The organism is Haliscomenobacter sp., from assembly GCF_033763495.1.
Lineage (GTDB): Bacteria > Bacteroidota > Bacteroidia > Chitinophagales > Saprospiraceae > Haliscomenobacter.
In genome coordinates, this window is sequence record NZ_JANRKL010000095.1 from 39,433 (window position 1) to 58,253 (window position 18,821).

The following is an 18,821-nucleotide window of genomic DNA, read 5'->3' on the forward strand; positions in this document are numbered from 1 at the left end:
AATCAAAAAAGGCTGCTGAAATCCAAGAAATCAGCAGCCCCCGCTTAAAAAAAAGATGGATGTTATCCTATCACCGCCATGTCCCGTACTTTTTTGTAGGGATATACAGCCAGCGCTTGCTCCAAACAATCCATTGCAGCATTCAAGGCAGTGGTATTGAGTACGTAAGCTATTCTTACCTCATCAACTCCTAAGCCAGGAGTTGCATAAAATGCTTCACCTGGGGCCAGCATCACAGTAGCCCCATTGTATTCAAACTCTTCCAACATCCATTGGCAGAAATGATCAGCATTTTCTACCGGGAATTTGGCAAAACAATAGAATGCGCCTCCTGGTTTGTAGGATACCACACCTGACATTTTGGTCAAGCGTTCGTACACCAAATCCCGGCGGCGGTGGTATTCTTCACGGACATTGTCCATGTATTCATCATCCAGCTCACAGAGGAACTCCGACAACCATTGTCCAAATGCGGGTGGGCTCAGACGCAGTTTGCCGTAATTGCTCACTGCCACCATCACATCCGGATTACGGGTGATGATTGTACCAATCCGTGCGCCACAAGCACTGAATTTTTTGGAAATTGAATCCAGTACGATTACATTGTCTTCGAGTCCTTCCAGGCGTAAAACCGAAAAGAACTCTTGTCCATCGTAGCAAAAATCGCGGTAGACTTCATCTACAATCAAGTACAGATCGTATTGTTTGACCAACAGTGCCAGTTGTTCGAGCAGTTCACGAGGATAAAAAGCCCCCGTAGGATTACTAGGATTATTCAGGAAAATGGCGCGGGTACGACTGTTGATAACCCGTTCAAAATCCTGGATCTGAGGCATTGCAAACCCCGTTTCAATGGTACTTGTCACTGGGCGAACCACCACATCGGCAATCTGGGCAAAACCATTGTAATTGGCATAAAAAGGCTCTGGGATAATGACCTCATCTCCTTTGTCAAAACAGGAAAAAAACAACAACTGATTGCCTTCGGAAGCGCCGGTAGTCACCATAACTTCGTCTTTGCTGATGTGGACGTCAAATTTTTTCATTGCCGCCGCAAATGCCGCTCGGGTGCTCGCCCAACCTTCCGTTGGGCTATATTCCAGTACCTTAATATCCACCTCACGCAAACGCGCCATCGCCGCTTCAGGAGTAGCGATATCGGGTTGGCCAATGTTGAGGTGATACACGTGCCGCCCTTTGGCCTTGGCACGTTCCGCAGAGCCTGCTAGCTTGCGGATGGGTGATAACGGGACATTATTTGCCCGCTGTGAAATATTCGGCATTGCTTGTTAGTTTGCTAGCAATTGATTAAGAAAGCTGAGGAGTTGAGTACTGGAGTGATCGGCGCTTCGGCTAAGCTCAGCGACCGATCACTCCAGTACTCAACTCCTCAACTGTTTGGTGAGTTATCTGGTTAGGGCGGGAAATTTAGGGCATTTTTACAACTAGGCAGGAATAATTCCAGATTAATTTACGACGGCAAAATTCGAAAATCAGCAATTTCGATTGGCGTTCCCCACATTCCTCCTGACATAAAATCGCTTACTTTGTGGGCATCAACCTCTACAAGTAAGCCATCTTTCATGAGCTCAAAGGGCATATTGACGGGAAGCCAATCCCTCCCCTTGTCGTCTATGATCCCCCAAATCCCACCCTCTAACTCGAGGTAGACCACCTTACCTTTGATTTTTTTCTTTCTCATTTTTACGGATTTACTAGTTTTTCAATGGTTTTGTGCAAGTTTTGAATCATCAGATGTTGCTCACCAATCATTTGGCGAAGCACTTTGACATCCTCATGCACCGGAAACTGATGGTGGTGCCGAGCTGGCAAAAATGGACTGATGTGAGTATGCACTTGCCAAACTTCCTGGATATCAGATACATGCACATTGAATGCCTCGTAAAAAGAATTGTCAGAGTATAGGGTCAGGTGTTTGTTGTTTTTTAAATCATTGTGTACCCGGTTGACCAACAGTGACTCCTTGGAAACCACTACATAAACGTGCTGATTTTTAATACTTTGTTCCCATTGGCTTGGTTCAATGAATGTACATACAACTTTATCTCCTTCAAAAAAAGTAGGAACCATGTGGTCTCCACTGATGTCGAAAGAACGTTGAGGGCCATTATTACTCGAAGAGGGCAGTGAATAGGACGGCAAGGATTGAATAAAAACAGGATTTCCAATTTCTTGTGCGTACTCCGGTTGGGCCGAGCAGGGTATGTGTAAAATACGTTCGTCGTTTTGCTGATCGGTGACAATGGTGAGGATGCGTAATTCTTTGTCCTCCCCCGGTTTTAAAAACATTTCGCCTTCTCCAGTATACAAAAAGATCGGGTTTACCTGATAAATTTCAACCGCCTTGCGCAACAATTCAATGGTTACATCTCGCCGCCCCTTTAGAATTTCACTTAAACTTTGAGGCAAATAGTCTAGTGATTGTGCAAATTGCCGACTGGAACGCACTCGATTTTCTTGCTTAAGCTGATGATGGCACTGAATAAAGCGCTGAGTAACAATACTATTCATCGGGGGCGGTTTAGCAGCGATTTGAGCAAAAACACTGATCTAAACAAATGTAGGGAATTGGGTTTAGATTGGCTAGGTTTTTTGGGTGAAAATCTACAGCGCCTTGACGAAGGACAAAACAAGTACTGCTTGTTCCTGAACCGAAGGATTAGATAAAACTCGTAAAATGAAGCGTTTAATGGTCTAATCCTTCGGCAAAAGGAATGCTAATTTTTTATTGCACCTTGTACAATTCCATTCCAGCTTTTACAGGAGACACCGTAGCTGAGCGCTCACCTTCAGCCACAACATAATATTGAATTCCTGCCTCCAATTCCAGTTCATATACTCCCTCTGCTGTTTTATTGGCAAGTTGTTCTTTAAAGATGCCAACGTTACCTTTGCGCCAGAAAACCCAAACTTGCAGGGCACCTGTTGCCTGAATATTTATTTTGACTTTATTGGCAGTTTTTAGGTGTTGAACCTTAGTGACAACAGCCTCTTCCACAAAAAGATATGGCACAGCCTTGAGCGCGTCCCGGCGACCATCCATCAGGGGTTGAATGCCCGGCACCGACTCGCCACTTGCATCGAATGATTCGGTCAATGAATTGGCAAAAGCTTTTTCAGGATACAACTTGTATTTGTCCTCTTTAAGGTGTGGGTCAATAAAGGTTTGCCACTCTTTCGCCCGTTGTAAGTACAGGCCATTTTCCAGGTAATCCCGATAAATGGTACGGCAGTGGGCCAGATACATTTTGCGGTAAAGATTGCTGGCCAGCAATTTTGTAACCAAAGGGCGTTTTGCATTCGACTCCTTGTAGTGCACAAACAAATGCAGGTTTTTCATTTCATCATTGCTTAACCTTTTTGCACCATTCATCAGACGGAAGCCTCCAAAAGCTAGGTTTAAATCCCAAATTATCGGATGAAAGCCCCCCAGAGAATCCATGTAGAGGTAATAATTCTGAGAAAAAGCGCCGATGTAGCTGTCCAAATTAAGCATCACGTTGTTGAAGGCCAATAACCACAATGCCTGATCCACATCCATCATCTGGGGGATTTCAGTTGGTTTGTCTTGCAAAGTACGGGTCAGTTTGATCAAATCTTGTGCAGCCCGGGGTGAACTGTACTCATACAAGTAGCGGTAGCACAGTGTATCCTCCCCCAAATAATTGAGTGAACATTTGTCACCTTCGGGGCATTTGGGTGGCTTTGCCATAGTCCAGTTGGGGTCCGCCTTTATCGTAGACCCATCATGGTCACCAAAAAAGCGGTCTAAAAAAGGTCCATCTATAGACTCCGCATTGGTGTATACCCCCAACAATTCATCATTTACATATACCTTGGCAAAATTGGCCTTGGGTGCTGGCATATAGTTGCGGGCAATTTCATAGGCCAAAACCTCGCGTACCATACTGGGATCGCGAAAACCATTAGACAATTTCAAGGTTGTGTATCCGCCGGGCAATTTTTTCAAGCGATCGGTATGGTTCACCTTGATGTTGAGTGGCAATTTGACTTGTCCACTCTTACGTACATTGGCATAAGAACTATTGCCCTTGTAGCGCACCCCAACACCTGGGTATTTTACCCCGTTGAGCACCATATCGGCCACCAAACGCTCTTCCTGTTTCTCATCCTTCAGTGAATCCATGGTTTGCTTCCATTTTGGATTTTTGAAGTAGAGTTTGATCTCGACCAATTTTTTGGGGTCGTAAATATCCTGAGCTTGGCTATAAAAGGGTACCAGTATCCACAACAGCGCAAGCAGCGTTAGTTTACACCTCATATTTATTTGTTGATTTCTTCCAAAGTAGCGGCATGCCGCTCGAACATATAGCGTTCGGGTGAATAAGCAATGGCTTTTACATTTTCAGCTTGAATGTAGTATTCGATACGATTTCCTCCCGCTTTCAGACTTACCCCATAGATGGAATCTCCCGTCTTCTCATCATGATGCTGACCATCGTCAAACATCATTGCCGATTTGAATGCTTCTCTGGGGCCGAAACGGTAATACACGGTAACCTTATTGGCAAACTCTCCGATTTTAGCATTGATCTGAAAATCTTCCATGGTATTTGCAGCATATTTATCGCGGTGTCTGGCCTTGACTTCAGAGATCATTGGGGGTAGCACGGCCAAAGCAGGGTGGCGTTTGAGGAAACGCACCCTTTCATTCATTAATTCCACAATACCTGGCACCTGGATGGTACGGCCTATGGTGGCAATCAAACTGCGTTCAAAATCCATACCTGAATAGGCTTTATTGGGATCATTGAGCAGGGAAGGTTTGATCAGTTCCTGCCACTGTTTGGCCTTGGTCTCATAAGCCCCGGTCAGCAATTCAGCAAAGAGGATAGAGCGCAGGTGGGCCAGGTATACCTTGGTGTAGTATGGGTTGGTCAACAACTTATTGACCAATGGCTTAAGCGGGTTATCTGCATTGAGCATGGGGTCCATTTGTTGCAATTGCAAAAGGTTCAAGTCTGAACCTCGCCCCGTGTATTTGTACGATCCAAAAGTAAAATTGTAGTCACCAATCAGTGGAGTAAAGCGGCCATCGGCGTCCCGGTACAAATAGTAGCCTGTGCTTTTTCCACCGGTATAACTATATAAATTGACCAAGACGTTGTTGAAGGCCAGCATCCACAGCGTGCGGTCCACATCCAGAATGGATTCAATTTGAGCAGGTGATTGATTGAGCACCCGGGACAATTCGGCCAAATCCCGCAGACCACTACCTTGCAGTACCACAAAGTTGTCAGCATAACAAGATTCTGATTTCTCCAATTGTAAGGTGCCAAAACCACCATTTAGGCATCCTGATTTGATAAGGGAGTCCTTACGGATTGCTGGACAGTAATAAAAACTTCCTGCACTGGATCCAAAATGCCGTTCAAAGAATGGCGCCTCAAATGGTTCCAGGTTCACCATTAGGCCATAATATTGACCATTTACAGTAACATTCGCATAATTTGCCTTCGGTGCAGGCATAAATTTGCGGGCAATATCCGTAGCCAATACCTCGCGCACCATACTTGGATCCCGCAGTGCACTGGACAATCGAATGGTACGGTAGCCTTGTAACTGTTGATTGGCTGAAGCATAATCCAACTGAATGTGCAGGTTATTGCGTTGGTTTCCAGGCTGGAAGCCTCCACTTTCTCGAATGCGTACTCCCACGCGCCCAAGCGAAGCCCCATTTACTTTCAAATCAGCCGCCAGCATTTTATCGCCATTAAAACGGAGTGAATCCAGCAAGAAGCGCCAGTTGTCAGCTCTGAAAGTGAGGTTGATTTCCTGTATGGATTGTGGATCAAAAAAATCCTTGTTGCTATTGGGTTGTGCATTCAAATGAGTGAGTATACCCAGCAAAATCCAGATAAAGGTAAAGGTTCTGTTCATGATGGCTAAGAGATCAAATTCCTTGCAATATTAGCAAAATAAATTTATGAAGCGCGAAATCAGCATTTCTATCGCATTAACGTGAAAAAACTGGAAAGTTGTTAAGCAAGTGGCATTGTTTTTTAACTAAATGCCAAAAATAGCTGGTAGCTAATGGTACTATTTTCCATTTTTTGTCCGTTTTTAGCAGCCAGATATCCAGACTTTCTAAATATAAAGTCTACACTTTCTGTTCTCTGCAAATTCTATCCTACGCTACCATGAAAAATTATTTCCTTTTTTTGGCCTACCTCGGTCTGTTCCAAGCTTTACAAGCCCAAACTGTGGGTGAGATCAGCAAAGTCACCATTCCTGGTGGCAAGGCCGAGTTCAGCTTGAGTTACATTCCAGCTGGCCAGCTCTCTATTCAGTCAAGCGAAGGCAAAAGCCTGGACATCAAGTTGGATGCCTTCTGGATGGGCACTCGGGAAGTCACCTACGATGAGTTTATCCAATTTCAATTCCGCAGAAATGACAACAACAGCAGCAATTGGAAAGATGGCAAATACAGCGCCGATGCAATTACCCGCCCTACCCCCCAGTATATGGATTACACCTGGGGAATGGGTACAATCGGCGGGGTTCCTGCTGTGGCAATGACCCAACAAGGTGCCCTGCGCTATTGCCAGTGGTTGTACCAAAAAACAGGTCAGTTTTATCGCTTGCCCACCGAAGCAGAATGGGAATATGCTTGCCGAGCTGGTGCAAAAGGGCCCCTTCCGGAAGGTGTTACCCCAGACAACCTTGGCGATTATGCATGGCATTACGACAATAGTACCGAAAAATACCACCCAACTGGCCAAAAGAAGGCCAACGCCTGGGGTCTTTTTGATATGTTGGGCAATGTAGCGGAATGGACTGCCGATGCTTATGTGGATGACTATTTTGGCGAAAGCAGCAAAAACCCCGTGAACCCCTGGTATAAGCCAAACGCCAAATACCCACACACCATCAGAGGGGGCTCCTTTGACGACAATCCTGAAGACTGCTCTTGCTCCAAAAGGGTAAAATCCTTAGCCAGCTTGCAAAAACGGGACCCACAAATTCCCAGAAGCCGCTGGTGGAATACCGATTCCTCTTGGCTGGGTTTCCGACTGGTACGTCCGGTCAAACAACCTACTGCGGCTGAGGTAGAAGCCTATTTTAAAGAAGCAATTGTAGATTAGTTGAAAGGTATCCGAGTGGTTTTGAGGAGCCTGATGGTACCAATGGTCGACTTTCTCTAATTCTCACCACTGCAACACCTCAATTTTTCCTATTTTTACTAAAATTATAAACATCAATCGCTATACAGCATGAGCACAAAAAACAAAAAGACGGGTTTCGATCGCCGCCGTTTCGTAAGGACTTCGGCCGCCGTTACTGGAGGATTGCTCCTCGTACCTGAATTACTCAGCGCCAAGGCTTTCAACAGTGTTGATGATGCCATTAAAGTTGGCGTGATTGGCTGTGGTGGCCGAGGCACCGGGGCCGCAGTACAAGCCCTCTCCACTACCCAAAACGTAAAAATCGTTGCGATGGGCGACGCTTTTGCCGATCGCCTGGAAAACAGCTACAAGCAGATCGAAAAAGCAATGGCAGCAAAACAAAAAGTGGACAGACTGGATGTGCCCAAAGAGCACCGCTTTGTCGGTTTTGACGCCTATAAGAAGGTTATTCCTCTGTGCGACGTGGTGATTTTGGCCAGCCCTCCGGGTTTCCGCCCCGATCACTTTACTGCAGCAGTAGCAGCAGGCAAACAAATCTTTATGGAAAAACCAGTAGCCACAGATGCTGTTGGTGTTCGTAAAGTGTTGGAAGCAGCAGAAATTGCCAAACAGAAAAAGCTCAATGTGGTCGTTGGTTTGCAGCGCCACTACGAAAATGTTTACCAGCAGTGGGTTGAAAAACTGCACGAAGGCGCCATTGGTGACATCACCATGAGCAGCGTGTATTGGAACAACGAAGGGGTTTGGGTGAAAAAACGCGAAGAGAAACAAACCGAAATGGAGTACCAAATGCGCAACTGGTACTACTTCAACTGGCTTTGTGGCGACCATATCGTAGAGCAGCACATCCACAACCTGGATGTAGGCAACTGGGTAAAAAAGGCATATCCGGTAAGAGCTTCCGGAATGGGTGGCCGCCAGGTTCGCACAGGCAAAGAATACGGTGAGATTTTTGACCACCACTTTGTAGAGTACGAATATGCGGATGGCTCGATGATGTACAGCCAGTGCCGCCACCAGCCAGGTACCCCCAGCAAAGTAACCGAGGCTTTTGTAGGTACTAAAGGGAAAGCACCAAAACCCGGGATCATCCAGGATCATTCTGGAAAAACCATCATGCGCATCAGCGGCAAAGATGATCCAGATCCCTACCAGGTTGAGCACGATGTTTTGTTTGCAGCCATTGCCAAAGGTGAATACAAATTTGCCGATGCCGAAAATGGCGCCAAAGCAACCATGACTGCGATCCTGGGCCGGATGGCAACCTATTCTGGCCAGGTTGTTGAATGGGATAAAGCATTGAATTCCAATATCAGTTTGTTCCCTGAAAAATTGGCCTGGGATGCCTTACCAAAGGTATTACCTGACAAAGATGGATTTTATCCCATTGCTATGCCGGGCAAATCTGTGGTGATTTAATCATTGTGCACGGGTGACCGTAAGGGCGACCCTTACGGTCGCCCTTAACAACATCGGGCGACCGCAAGGGTCGCCCCTACATTTACCCCATTTTATGCCGCTTCCAATCTCCATCCCATTTTTCGCCTTTCGCCTCAATTTCAGCAACAACATCAGCTTGCTGAATCCCATGACCGATGCTCAGGCCATTCGTTTGGGCAAAACCTTGAGCGAAGTAGCTGAAGAATACCAGCATGCCTTGCAGGAGCAGTTGTACAATCGTACACCCCTCCTGCCTTTGATGGACTTGTTAAGGCCCAGCACCTATTATGCAGCAAGCCTGGACCTTGATTTTCCCGCTGGATCAACTGGCCCAGGTAGCCCAGCTTTCAGCCTTAGTTTTGATTATTTTTTCCAACAACAAGAACATGCCTGGCGAGCCATTTTACCCGCCCTGGGGCTGGAGACCTCAACCACTCAATCCGAAGATTTAGAAGAAAACCTGCGGGAACTGGTACGCATCGATTTTAGGCGGCATGAACGTTTGTTTTCCGTACAAGACATCATTTCTACCATTTGGTACAAAAGTGTAGAGTTGATTCAAAAAGAAATCAACCTCGAAGCATTAGACCCCGGTGAAAAACGCCCAACCAAAGAATTGGGTCAATTTGTGTGGCTCGACAAAGTGGCCAATAAACTCAATATCACCCGCCAAGAAAGTTATGGGTGCGAAAAAGAACTCAACCAGGTTTTACGGATTTTAAAAGGTGGATATCCCAATAATTTACTACTGGTAGGTCCCTCCGGAGTAGGCAAAACTGCCCTGATTTGGGAGGCTGCCCGCCAATTGGAGTTGCAAAGCCCGGGAGAATTACACATTTGGGAAACAACAGCTTCCACCTTGATCAAGGAATTGTCCCAAGACCGCGGATGGGAATTCAACCTTTCTGAATTGCTCAAAGAGATTGCCAATACCCCCCATGTGATCTACTTGCGCAACTTGATGGATCTCTTTGAAGTTGGTCAATATGAAGGCAACGATTCCAGCATGGCCGACTTTTTGATCCCTTACCTGAGTCAGGGGCACATTCGAATGATCGCTGAATGTAGCGGTGAACAGTTTGCCCGCATTGAGCTAAACTCACCGGGCTACCCTGCTTATTTCCAGATTTTGCAAATGCAGGAACCTAGGGGTGAACACATGGACCAGATCATCCTGGACAAAGTAAAAGCCCTGTCGGAGCAAGCCAACGTACTCATTGCGGAGGAGGCGGTAAGTGAAGTGATTCGATTGCACCGCCGCTTCATGCCCTATGCGGGTATGCCAGGCAAACCAATCCGTTTTTTGGAAGGCATGGCCCTACGACTAACCAAACCCCAAGGAGTGGCGGATGATTTTGCCATCATTGATCGCAATGAGGTGATCCGCTATTTTTGTGCAGAAAGTGGCATGCCAGCAATGATCGTAGATCCAGCTATCCCTCTGATACCAAACGAAGTACGTAGTTTTTTTAACCAGCAGGTTTTTGGCCAAAACATGGCTGTAGACGCGGTAATTGACGCTATGGTCGCCATCAAAACCGCACTGGCTCGCACCGACAAACCCATTGCTACCTTCTTGTTTGCAGGGCCAACCGGGGTGGGCAAAACCGAATTGGCCAAGGTGCTCACCACTTTTATGTTCGGAGACAAAGACCGGATGGTGCGTTTCGACATGAGTGAATACGGCAACCCGAGTGCCTTGTTGCGTTTGGCCGGAGCTGGTAATGTGGAAGGTTTATTGACCTCAGCAATCCGCAAACAGCCTTTTTCGGTATTGCTTTTTGACGAAATAGAAAAGGCGCATTCCAACTTTTTCGATCTCCTGTTGCAACTGCTGGGTGAAGGCCGCCTCACTGACAATCGAGGGCGAGTAGCTGATTTTTGCAGTGCCATCATCATCATGACCACCAACCTGGGGGCTGATTCCACCCGTCCTAAACTGGGCTTTGGCCATGCCAATCGCTCTGCCCAAGAGTTGTATCAGGAAGCCATTCGCCGGTATTTCCGGCCAGAGTTGGTCAACCGCATCGATCAAATCATTGCTTTTCAATCTTTGGATAAAGACCTTATCCGGGCCATTGTTTCTAGGGAACTGGAGCTGTTCAAAAATCGGGATGGTATCCGTTATCGAAAATTGGAATTAAACATTCAGGAAAATGCCCTTGAAAAACTAGCCGAAGAGGGCTTCCATCCCAAATACGGTGGCCGCCAGTTGCAGCGGGCAATCCGGGAGCTGATTGCGCTGCCTTTGGCCAACCAGTTGAACTTACACGACCCTACTGACAAACTAAAGGTGTTGGTTAAAAGCAGCAAAGGCAAGGTCAGGGTAGAGGTAGAGCCCGAACCTACCCCGCTGGAAGAGCTGCTCGATGAGTTCAACCTTCAGGATGCAGCCGATCAGGTTTCAGCATTGCGGGCTTCCGCCATTGCTTTTAAAGAAAGTCATTTGTACACCTTGTTGTTGCAGGAATACGATGATTTGGAAGAAGAAAGTAAAGAAAAAGAAGGCAAGGACCCAGCTTATTCTGCCCAGGCTGAAATGCGCAAAATGCAATTGATCGAGATTCGGGATAAAGTGGAAGGCCTGGTGGGTGAAGTGGAGGGTTTGGAGCAACGTTTGTGTCTTGCAGTATTGGGAGAAAGTTCCAGTGAAGAAGAATTGGAACAAGTGGACCAATGGGAAGAAAAGTTTTTCCGCCTCAAAATAGAGATTTATCAACAGGCCAACCCTTCCGCCAATACTGCCTACCTGAGTATTTATGGCGAAGCCTTCGAAAAAATGCGCCCAATCTATACTGTGCTTTGCGCCGAAAAAAACTTCGAGGTAGCTTACACCGAAGTTTGGTTTCGGGAATCCTTGTATTTTAGTCTGAATGAAGAGGGTAAAACGGCCGAGCAGTACCTTTTTGTCGAACAAGAAGATTTAGCTCAATTCACCCCTGAGTACAATGACCGCTTGATTGGCTTAATCCTTAAAATCAATGGCCCGGCAGTGCAATTGTTTTTTAGCGGCGAAGAAGGAGTCCAAAAATGGCACAACCTTCAACGCAAAGAGCAATTTATTGGTGAGGTAAAAGTGAGCGAACAAAAAAATACGCCTCCACGCGGGGTACATTTGAAAAATCACTTCAATCGTTTGCCCATCCGCCGCACCTTGGAATTCCCACAGGTTAAAGACAATGTTTGGCGGGTTAACCGACAAATTGCCGAAGATCAATACATCAGTTATCTGCTTTTTCAACTCGAACAGCAATTTAAATTGAATTTGGACAACCAATTTTGAGCTTTTTGCGTCTTAAATTCGTATTTGTTTTAGCGCAACCCCAGAACACCCTATTTGAATTGGATCTAAAAAAATTGCAATGAGATTGGAGTTGAATATGATTGTGTGGAGAAAGTATGTCCACGTTTTTGGTACCCTGTTGATGTTTTTGTTTGTACTCAGCAATTTGGCTGGGCAAAATAAAACCTATGTTGGCAAAATCCAGGATGCTAAAAGCCTGGAAGCCTTGGCATTTGTCAGCGTCGGCATTAAAGGCAATAGCCAGGGCACCACCACTGACCTCGATGGGAATTTCTCCATCACCGCATCCAGCACAGCCATTCTGGTCATCAGTTATGTGGGTTATAGCACCAAAGAAGTTCCATTAAAAGATGCGGGTTCTTTTTTGTTGATCTCACTAAGTGAAGATGTGCTCAGTTTGCCCGAAGTTACCATCCGCCCTAAAGAAAATCCTGCCTGGGGCATCATCCGCAAAGTATTGGCGAATCGTCCGCAAAACAATCCCGAAGAATACAAAACCTACCAGTACACCTCCTACAACAAATCTTCCTTTACTGTTGCGGATTTTCGACAGTTTAAAGAATCGCTCAAAAAAGACAAAAAAGACAAAAGTGAAAAACCTAAACAACGTTCGCCGGAAGCCATTCGTCGGGACTCCATCATCAGCGATGCACTCCTGAATAAAATGTACCTCTGGGTGAAGGAGTCGGTCGTAGAAGTATTCCACAAAGAACCAACCCAGGATAAAGAGCGCATCATCGCCAGCAAATCCTCCTTGCCTGGTGACTTTTCCATGGGTTTTGCAGCCAGTGATTTCCAACCTTTTGGTTTTTACAAAGAAGTAATGTCCTTGACGCTGGCCAGTTTGAACTTCGTCAACCCCATCAGCGATGGCACCTTCAATCGCTACGATTTTCAGATTCAGGATACCATCTATCAGGGGCAAGACAGCACTTTTGTCATTTTTTACCAACCTTATAAAGGAAAAAATTTTGATGGTTTGCGTGGAGTTTTGCACATCAACTCCAATGGTTATGCCATGGAAAATGTGATTGCCAGCCCTGCGGATACCAGTCTCAATATCCAGTTTAGAGTACAGCAACAGTACAAATTCAATGGTAAATTTTGGTTTCCTGAAATCTTGCAAACCGAGCTTAACATGCCCGTGGGTAATGAGGGCAGTACCTTTGAATTACAAATCCGCAACCGCACCCAGGTCAAAAACCCAAGGGTGAATGAAGATATTCCGGCAAGCGTGTTCAATTATGCCACCCGGGAGCAGGAAGTTGACGCCAAACGCCTGAGTGAAGAAGAATGGAATGCGCTTCGTCTGGATACCCTCAGCGAACGAGAGCAAAATTCCTATTCCATGTGGGATTCTATCCCGGAATTGAAGGGACCACGCAATTTGTTCAGAACCTTGGGCAATACCGCCAAGGCCTATTACACCGGAATGCTGCCGATTGGCCAATTTGAAATCCCGCTGCGGGATGTGATCGGGCTAAATGGCTATGAGGGATACCGGCTCGGTTTGGCACTGCGCAGCAATTTTAAAGGTTGGTCCTGGTTGCAATTGCGGGGCTACGTGGCCTATGGACTCAAAGACGAAGCCTGGAAATATGGGCTACGCACAGAGCTGCTGTTGAGCCAAAACAAGGATTTGCGCATGCGTTTGTCCTACCGCCGAGATGTCAATGAGCCGGGCTCATTCAACATTCTTTCGGACCAAACCCCACTTCTCGGCCGCATTGTGCCCCGCAACTGGATCCGCAACCGCATGGACAGCATCGAATCCTTCCGCGCCGAGCTATTCTACCGCCCCAGCGCCCACTTGCAGCTCAACCCTTACTGGCGACGCGAAAGTCGGCAAACCACTTATCCTTATTCTTTTGTACAGGATGAAAGTGTATCCAAAGGCACTTTTCAAATGCAGGAAGTAGGCTTTAACCTGCGTTTTGCCCCCAAGGAATGGTTGCACAAAGACGGCATCACCGAAACGATTTATTATTTTACTTATCCCGTTTTCGACTTTCAGGTGGCACAAGGCAGAATTACAGGAGTGTCCGACCCGATCAATTATACGCGTTTAATCCTGAGTATGGAAGGCCAAAATACCTCCAAGGCTTTAGGCCGCACGGTGTACCGCATCATGGGTGGTATGATGCTCGGCAATGTCCCCTACCCTTACCTGTTCAACGCACCAGGGGTACGGCGGGATGCTGGCTCCCCCATTTTTAGCTACCACGTTTTTCAAACGATGGGCCTATACGAGTTTGCTGGTGATCGTTTTGCGTACCTCTTCTTTGAACACAACTTTGGTAAACTTCTGCTCAAAATCAAGTCCAAATACAGCCAACCGGAAATTGCCCTTGCCCAAAACATCGCCTGGGGGAATTTGATGAATCCTGAAGCGCATCAGGAACTTGACTTCAAAACCCTGGACAAAGGTTTTTATGAAACGGGCGTTTATTTGCGGAATTTGTTGTTGATCCCTATTCTAAAAGCGGCCAAGTTCAGTGCAGGAGTGGGCGCTTTTTACCGTTGGGGGCCGTATAGTTTGGAAAATGAGCGGCGCAATTTTGCTTATCAGGTGAATTTTTACTTCACCTTATAAACAAGTATCTGTATTTTGGGCAAAATATTCATTTACCCATTAACCCATCACCATGGCCAAACCCATCGAAGAACAAACTACTGCGGAATTGGAAAAAATGGCAAAAACCTACAAAACCATTTCAGGAATCTACATTGGTTTTTTCATTGTTTACATTGTGGCAATGCTTTATTCCGTATCCATTGGCAAAGTGAATACAGTTCTGATTGTGGTCATGGTGGCACTGATCACTACCTCCTTGCCCGTAAATATGATGCGGACCAAAATCAGCAATGAATTGAAGCGAAGAGAACAAGCCCCACAATAATTCATTCACTTTTCCTGATACAAAGCCCGAGCCAATTCCAAACGCTTGCTGATTCTTTTGCGCAGCAAGCGAGGTTCCAATACTTCGAGGTCTTGCGCAAAGCCCAAAAACTCCCGCTCCAACTCCAGGTTGTGAACCACTTCAATAGCAAAAACCGCACTACCGTCTTTGAGCTGCTCCAACAATTGTTGTGAGTGGTGGAAAGGTTTAGTCAACACATAGGGAGCTTGATCCTTACTGACCCTAAACTTGACCAACATCCGCTCCTGCCCACTCGTTTTGGACACCCCAATCGTGTCCTTTAGCCATTCTGCATCCAAATTTTGGTCCCAGCGAAAAGGGCTTTGATCATCAGTTTCAAAAGATTGAATCCGATCCAGGGCAAGAATCTGCGGTTTTTCTTGCTCATCCCGCAGGCCGATAACAAACCAACGGTTGCGGAATTCCTTCAAAAAGTGGGGATGAAGGGTGAAAACTTGCTCTCTTTTTGATCTAAAAGACTGATAAGTTAGGGTCAATGCCCGTTTTTCTATTATCGCAGCATACAAACCCTCCAAATGTTCCAATCCCTGGAGCAGTTCATTTTTTTCAAAATCGATCAAGGCTCGCTCCTGGGTTTTCCCCATTTGAATCTTGTGTTGCAGGCGATTGACCATGTCGTCTACCTCTCGGAAATGGGTGAAGCCTTTGAATTGCCGTAAAATGGTCACCACCTCGTTGAGCGTGCTCAGGTCTTGTTGGGTCAAAGGAATGTTGGCAATGCTATAGCTTGGGTCTTCGTAGGTATAGTATTTTTTGTCGACTACAATGATGGGGGCATTGTAACCCAGTTTTTCAGAACGCATCATTTGCAGGTCCAATTGAATGGAGCGCCGGCTGACGCCCTTGCGGATACCTTCGTATTCATACAAAGCTTCCGAGCAAGCTTCCTCAAGGTCTTCAAGAGTCCATTTTCGGTTGCGTCTGCGCAAACAAGCATCGATGGTTTTGTAACGAATCAAAGCATTGCGGTTTACAGGCATAATTATTTTTTATTCTAAACAATTAAAAATCAAATTAATAAAAAAATTTTCAAAAATATTTTTACAAAAATACAGCCTATTTTTTTACTGCGCAAAAAGATTGCGCAGTAGCCTTCCAACTTTGTGTCATTAAAAGCGAACAACGCTAAATGCTTGTTCAAGTAGTGAACCGATTCTTTTAATCCAAAGCCTTTTATCATGTTATTCAATCGCAAAACCAAAAATCAAAACCTGACCACCAACCACGAAGGGGCAAAGGCTTGGAAAATGAGTCCCGAGTTGGAATTGTACAGTGCCGTGGTGACTGCCGCTTTAAATGACCAGTTTTACGAAAAAACTGGAAAACGAATCGAGCGCCTCCGCGAATTGATTGCACAGGTCGACCCAGAGTTTGTGGCCAAATTGGCCGTGTATGCTCGCGAAAACATGTATTTGCGGAACGTTTCGCTCGTTTTGGTGGTTGAATTGGCCAAGCAATACGAGGGCTATGGTTTGAATTTGATAAGCAAAACGGTAGGTCGGGTTATACAGCGTGCCGATGAAATCACCGAATTGTTAGCCTATTATCAAATGGCCAATGAGCGCAGCGGTACCAAAAAACTGAACCGCTTGTCCAAGCAGGTGCAAAAAGGTTTGGCTAACGCATTCAACAAGTTTGATGCGTATCAATTTGGAAAATACAACCGCAACGGTGCTGAAGTCAAATTGCGCGATGCCTTGTTTTTGACCCACCCAAAAGCCAAAGACGAAGCGCAGCAATTGATCTTCAACCAAATCGCTAAAAACGAGTTGGCCGTACCTTATACCTGGGAAACCGAATTGTCAGCATTGGGTCAAACCCAATTCGCAAACGAAAAGCAAAAACAGGCTGCCTTCCGCCAAAAATGGGAAGAGCTGATCCAAAGTGGAAAAGTAGGTTATATGGCTTTATTGCGCAACTTGCGCAACATCATCGAAGCAGAGGTATCGGCGGAACATTTTGAACGGGTATGTTCAACTTTGTCCGACACCAATCAGGTGAGCAAAGCCAAACAATTGCCTTTCCGCTTCCTGGCTGCTTATCGCGAATTGTTGCAGGTAAAAAGCAAATACACCTCTTCAGCCTTGGCAGCTTTGGAAATGGCAGTAAAAGCCACCGTGGCGAACTTGCGGGGATTTGGAGCCGATGCCAGCGTGCTGATTGCTTGCGATGTATCCGGATCGATGCAGCAACCCATCTCAGCAAAAAGTAAAATCTTGTACTACGACATTGGTTTGATATTGGGGATGTTGTTGCAATCCAAGTGCCGTTATGTCCAAACGGGTATGTTCGGCGACTCCTGGAAAATCATCAACATGTCGACCAAAAACATCCTGGCCAATGTGCAGGAATTTTACCGACGTGAAGGTGAAGTGGGCTATTCCACCAATGGTTTTTTGGTGATTCGTGACTTGATCAAACGCCGTGAGGTGGTGGATAAAGTGATGATTTTCACTGATGTGCAAATGTGGTCAACCAGCCAGGATTGCCATATTGCCAAGGAATGGAGGCAATACCGTGAAACGGTAGCACCAGAGGCTAAATTGTACTTGTTTGATCTGGCCGGATTGGGAACAACGCCTATTGATATGCGACAAGATCAAGGGGTGTACCTGATCGCAGGTTGGTCCGATAAAATTTTCGATGTTTTGGCGGCTTTAGAGCGTGGTAAACAGGCCATCGAAGTCATCAATAACATTGAATTGTAAACTGTGATCCTACCAGGGGCAGGCAAAATGAAGTTTGCCTCTGGTAGCAAATAATTAACCCCCAGAAAAAATGAACTGTGCCGTAGAATAGAGATACTTCGTATCAAGGTCAAAACGCAGGTTCGAATCCTGTCCCATCTAGGTGGGTAGTCTAGTGGTTAGGACGTGGCGGTAAGGCTCTTTTCGTTTTTTGCCAGTTTATTTTTAACAAAGAAAAATAAAAGCATGTCGTAGTTCAGCGTTACTTCGCACTTAACAAAGACCAACGCTGACCGTTTGTTACTGCTTTACGGGCAACAAAAAACAAGCGCTCATTTTGCCAGAGGATTAGATAAGTAAATGTTTCATTTCAAGTGTCTTATCTAATCCTCTGGCTCAGAAAAAATGAGTGCTGTTTTTTGCCCCACAACTAAGATTTGAAAGTGCCGTAGAATAGAGTTACTTCGTTTCGGGACGATGGGGTTGCGGGTTCGAGTCCCGTCACGCTGACCAATATCCATTCATATCAGCGTGTAGCTCAAAAGGTAGAGCACATATGTACTCTTTTCGCTTTTTGCCTTTCAAATAATTATTAGAGTTGTATTTTACCCCAAATAATCCTAAAACCATGCAACAATCCAACTCCTGGAACCGCGACCTTTACGCCAAAGCCTGGCACTTCGTCACCCTCCAGCACAGCGGTCAAACCTATGGTGGCCGCCTTCCCGAACAACAAATTGAGTACATCAACCACCTCAGCAGTGTGGCGATGGAAGCCATGTGGGTTTTGGCCCATTCAACAGCAAATTATGATGCAGACCTTTTGGTACAATGCGCCTTATTGCACGATACCCTGGAGGATACCTCCACCAATTTTGAAGACTTGAGTGCTACTTTTGGCCCAGCCGTGGCTGCTGGCGTGTTGGCCCTGACCAAGAATAAAAATTTAGCCAAACAAGACCAGATGCTCGACAGCCTCCAACGCATCCAGGCCCAGCCTAAAGAAATCTGGATGGTCAAAATGGCCGACCGCATCACCAACCTCTACCATCCACCTTATTATTGGGACAAGACCAAAATCGCCGCCTATCGCAGCGAAGCTCAAATCATTTATGATCATTTGGCTCCAGCAGATGCACTTATGGCTCAACGTTTGGCCCATAAAATTGAAGTTTACCAGGCTTTTTTATAAATTTTTTATTTTTTTTTTCATTTCTGAGGAACGCTTTTTCAGCCCCAATACACTTAGGTATGAATGCAGATTTATCCCACTGCATGA

General features: G+C 45.9%; 13 protein-coding genes. 7 read left to right on the forward strand and 6 right to left on the reverse strand.

Features of this window, described 5'->3' with window-relative positions; translation table 11 throughout:
* Positions 1-62: 62 nt before the first annotated feature.
* The 5 genes from SFV55_RS09960 to SFV55_RS09980 form a co-directional block, all read right to left on the reverse strand.
* Positions 63-1,283 (reverse strand): pyridoxal phosphate-dependent aminotransferase, encoded by a 1,221-nt coding sequence (locus SFV55_RS09960; protein WP_320029347.1) that lies wholly within the window; start codon positions 1,281-1,283, stop codon positions 63-65.
* Between the two features lie 188 nt (positions 1,284-1,471).
* On the reverse strand, positions 1,472-1,702 hold the full coding sequence (locus SFV55_RS09965) for a hypothetical protein (protein ID WP_320029348.1): 231 nt from the start codon (positions 1,700-1,702) through the stop codon (positions 1,472-1,474).
* 2 nt (positions 1,703-1,704) lie between these two features.
* Entirely contained in the window at positions 1,705-2,532 is an 828-nt protein-coding gene (locus tag SFV55_RS09970; protein WP_320029349.1) for a helix-turn-helix transcriptional regulator, read from the reverse strand.
* Between the two features lie 214 nt (positions 2,533-2,746).
* Positions 2,747-4,303, reverse strand: coding sequence for a CotH kinase family protein (locus tag SFV55_RS09975; RefSeq protein WP_320029350.1), 1,557 nt, complete (start codon positions 4,301-4,303; stop codon positions 2,747-2,749).
* 2 nt (positions 4,304-4,305) lie between these two features.
* Positions 4,306-5,922 carry a CotH kinase family protein gene (locus SFV55_RS09980; protein ID WP_320029351.1) on the reverse strand — a complete coding sequence of 539 codons (1,617 nt, stop codon included), beginning with the start codon at positions 5,920-5,922 and terminating at the stop codon, positions 4,306-4,308.
* A 260-nt stretch (positions 5,923-6,182) separates the two neighbouring features.
* On the opposite strand from SFV55_RS09980, the gene SFV55_RS09985 reads away from it, so the two are divergent.
* The 5 genes from SFV55_RS09985 to SFV55_RS10005 all read left to right on the forward strand — a co-directional run bounded on the left by SFV55_RS09985 (position 6,183) and on the right by SFV55_RS10005 (position 14,813).
* Positions 6,183-7,127, forward strand: coding sequence for a formylglycine-generating enzyme family protein (locus SFV55_RS09985; protein ID WP_320029352.1), 945 nt, complete (start codon positions 6,183-6,185; stop codon positions 7,125-7,127).
* A 129-nt stretch (positions 7,128-7,256) separates the two neighbouring features.
* Positions 7,257-8,588, forward strand: coding sequence for a Gfo/Idh/MocA family oxidoreductase (locus SFV55_RS09990; protein WP_320029353.1), 1,332 nt, complete (start codon positions 7,257-7,259; stop codon positions 8,586-8,588).
* A 94-nt stretch (positions 8,589-8,682) separates the two neighbouring features.
* Positions 8,683-11,892 carry an AAA family ATPase gene (locus tag SFV55_RS09995; protein ID WP_320029354.1) on the forward strand — a complete coding sequence of 1,070 codons (3,210 nt, stop codon included), beginning with the start codon at positions 8,683-8,685 and terminating at the stop codon, positions 11,890-11,892.
* A 79-nt stretch (positions 11,893-11,971) separates the two neighbouring features.
* Complete coding sequence (locus SFV55_RS10000; RefSeq protein WP_320029355.1) at positions 11,972-14,506, forward strand: DUF5686 and carboxypeptidase-like regulatory domain-containing protein; 2,535 nt, start codon at positions 11,972-11,974, stop codon at positions 14,504-14,506.
* Between the two features lie 52 nt (positions 14,507-14,558).
* On the forward strand, positions 14,559-14,813 hold the full coding sequence (locus SFV55_RS10005) for a hypothetical protein (protein ID WP_320029356.1): 255 nt from the start codon (positions 14,559-14,561) through the stop codon (positions 14,811-14,813).
* A gap of 5 nt (positions 14,814-14,818) precedes the next feature.
* Here the strand turns inward: SFV55_RS10005 and SFV55_RS10010 are convergent, their stop codons facing one another.
* Complete coding sequence (locus tag SFV55_RS10010) at positions 14,819-15,835, reverse strand: WYL domain-containing protein (RefSeq protein ID WP_320029357.1); 1,017 nt, start codon at positions 15,833-15,835, stop codon at positions 14,819-14,821.
* 198 nt (positions 15,836-16,033) lie between these two features.
* On the opposite strand from SFV55_RS10010, the gene SFV55_RS10015 reads away from it, so the two are divergent.
* Positions 16,034-17,563 carry a TROVE domain-containing protein gene (locus SFV55_RS10015; RefSeq protein WP_320029358.1) on the forward strand — a complete coding sequence of 510 codons (1,530 nt, stop codon included), beginning with the start codon at positions 16,034-16,036 and terminating at the stop codon, positions 17,561-17,563.
* A gap of 607 nt (positions 17,564-18,170) precedes the next feature.
* Positions 18,171-18,734 carry an HD domain-containing protein gene (locus tag SFV55_RS10020; protein ID WP_320029359.1) on the forward strand — a complete coding sequence of 188 codons (564 nt, stop codon included), beginning with the start codon at positions 18,171-18,173 and terminating at the stop codon, positions 18,732-18,734.
* Positions 18,735-18,821 lie beyond the last annotated feature (87 nt).

What these genes read in the sequence shown, in the direction of transcription:
- SFV55_RS09960 (WP_320029347.1), bottom strand. Translation starts at nt 1,283, where the DNA reads ATGCCGAATATTTCACAGCGGGCAAATAATGTCCCGTTATCACCCATC.
- SFV55_RS09965 (WP_320029348.1), bottom strand. Translation starts at nt 1,702, where the DNA reads ATGAGAAAGAAAAAAATCAAAGGTAAGGTGGTCTACCTCGAGTTAGAG.
- SFV55_RS09970 (WP_320029349.1), bottom strand. Translation starts at nt 2,532, where the DNA reads ATGAATAGTATTGTTACTCAGCGCTTTATTCAGTGCCATCATCAGCTT.
- SFV55_RS09975 (WP_320029350.1), bottom strand. Translation starts at nt 4,303, where the DNA reads ATGAGGTGTAAACTAACGCTGCTTGCGCTGTTGTGGATACTGGTACCC.
- SFV55_RS09980 (WP_320029351.1), bottom strand. Translation starts at nt 5,922, where the DNA reads ATGAACAGAACCTTTACCTTTATCTGGATTTTGCTGGGTATACTCACT.
- SFV55_RS09985 (WP_320029352.1), top strand. Translation starts at nt 6,183, where the DNA reads ATGAAAAATTATTTCCTTTTTTTGGCCTACCTCGGTCTGTTCCAAGCT.
- SFV55_RS09990 (WP_320029353.1), top strand. Translation starts at nt 7,257, where the DNA reads ATGAGCACAAAAAACAAAAAGACGGGTTTCGATCGCCGCCGTTTCGTA.
- SFV55_RS09995 (WP_320029354.1), top strand. Translation starts at nt 8,683, where the DNA reads ATGCCGCTTCCAATCTCCATCCCATTTTTCGCCTTTCGCCTCAATTTC.
- SFV55_RS10000 (WP_320029355.1), top strand. Translation starts at nt 11,972, where the DNA reads ATGAGATTGGAGTTGAATATGATTGTGTGGAGAAAGTATGTCCACGTT.
- SFV55_RS10005 (WP_320029356.1), top strand. Translation starts at nt 14,559, where the DNA reads ATGGCCAAACCCATCGAAGAACAAACTACTGCGGAATTGGAAAAAATG.
- SFV55_RS10010 (WP_320029357.1), bottom strand. Translation starts at nt 15,835, where the DNA reads ATGCCTGTAAACCGCAATGCTTTGATTCGTTACAAAACCATCGATGCT.
- SFV55_RS10015 (WP_320029358.1), top strand. Translation starts at nt 16,034, where the DNA reads ATGTTATTCAATCGCAAAACCAAAAATCAAAACCTGACCACCAACCAC.
- SFV55_RS10020 (WP_320029359.1), top strand. Translation starts at nt 18,171, where the DNA reads ATGCAACAATCCAACTCCTGGAACCGCGACCTTTACGCCAAAGCCTGG.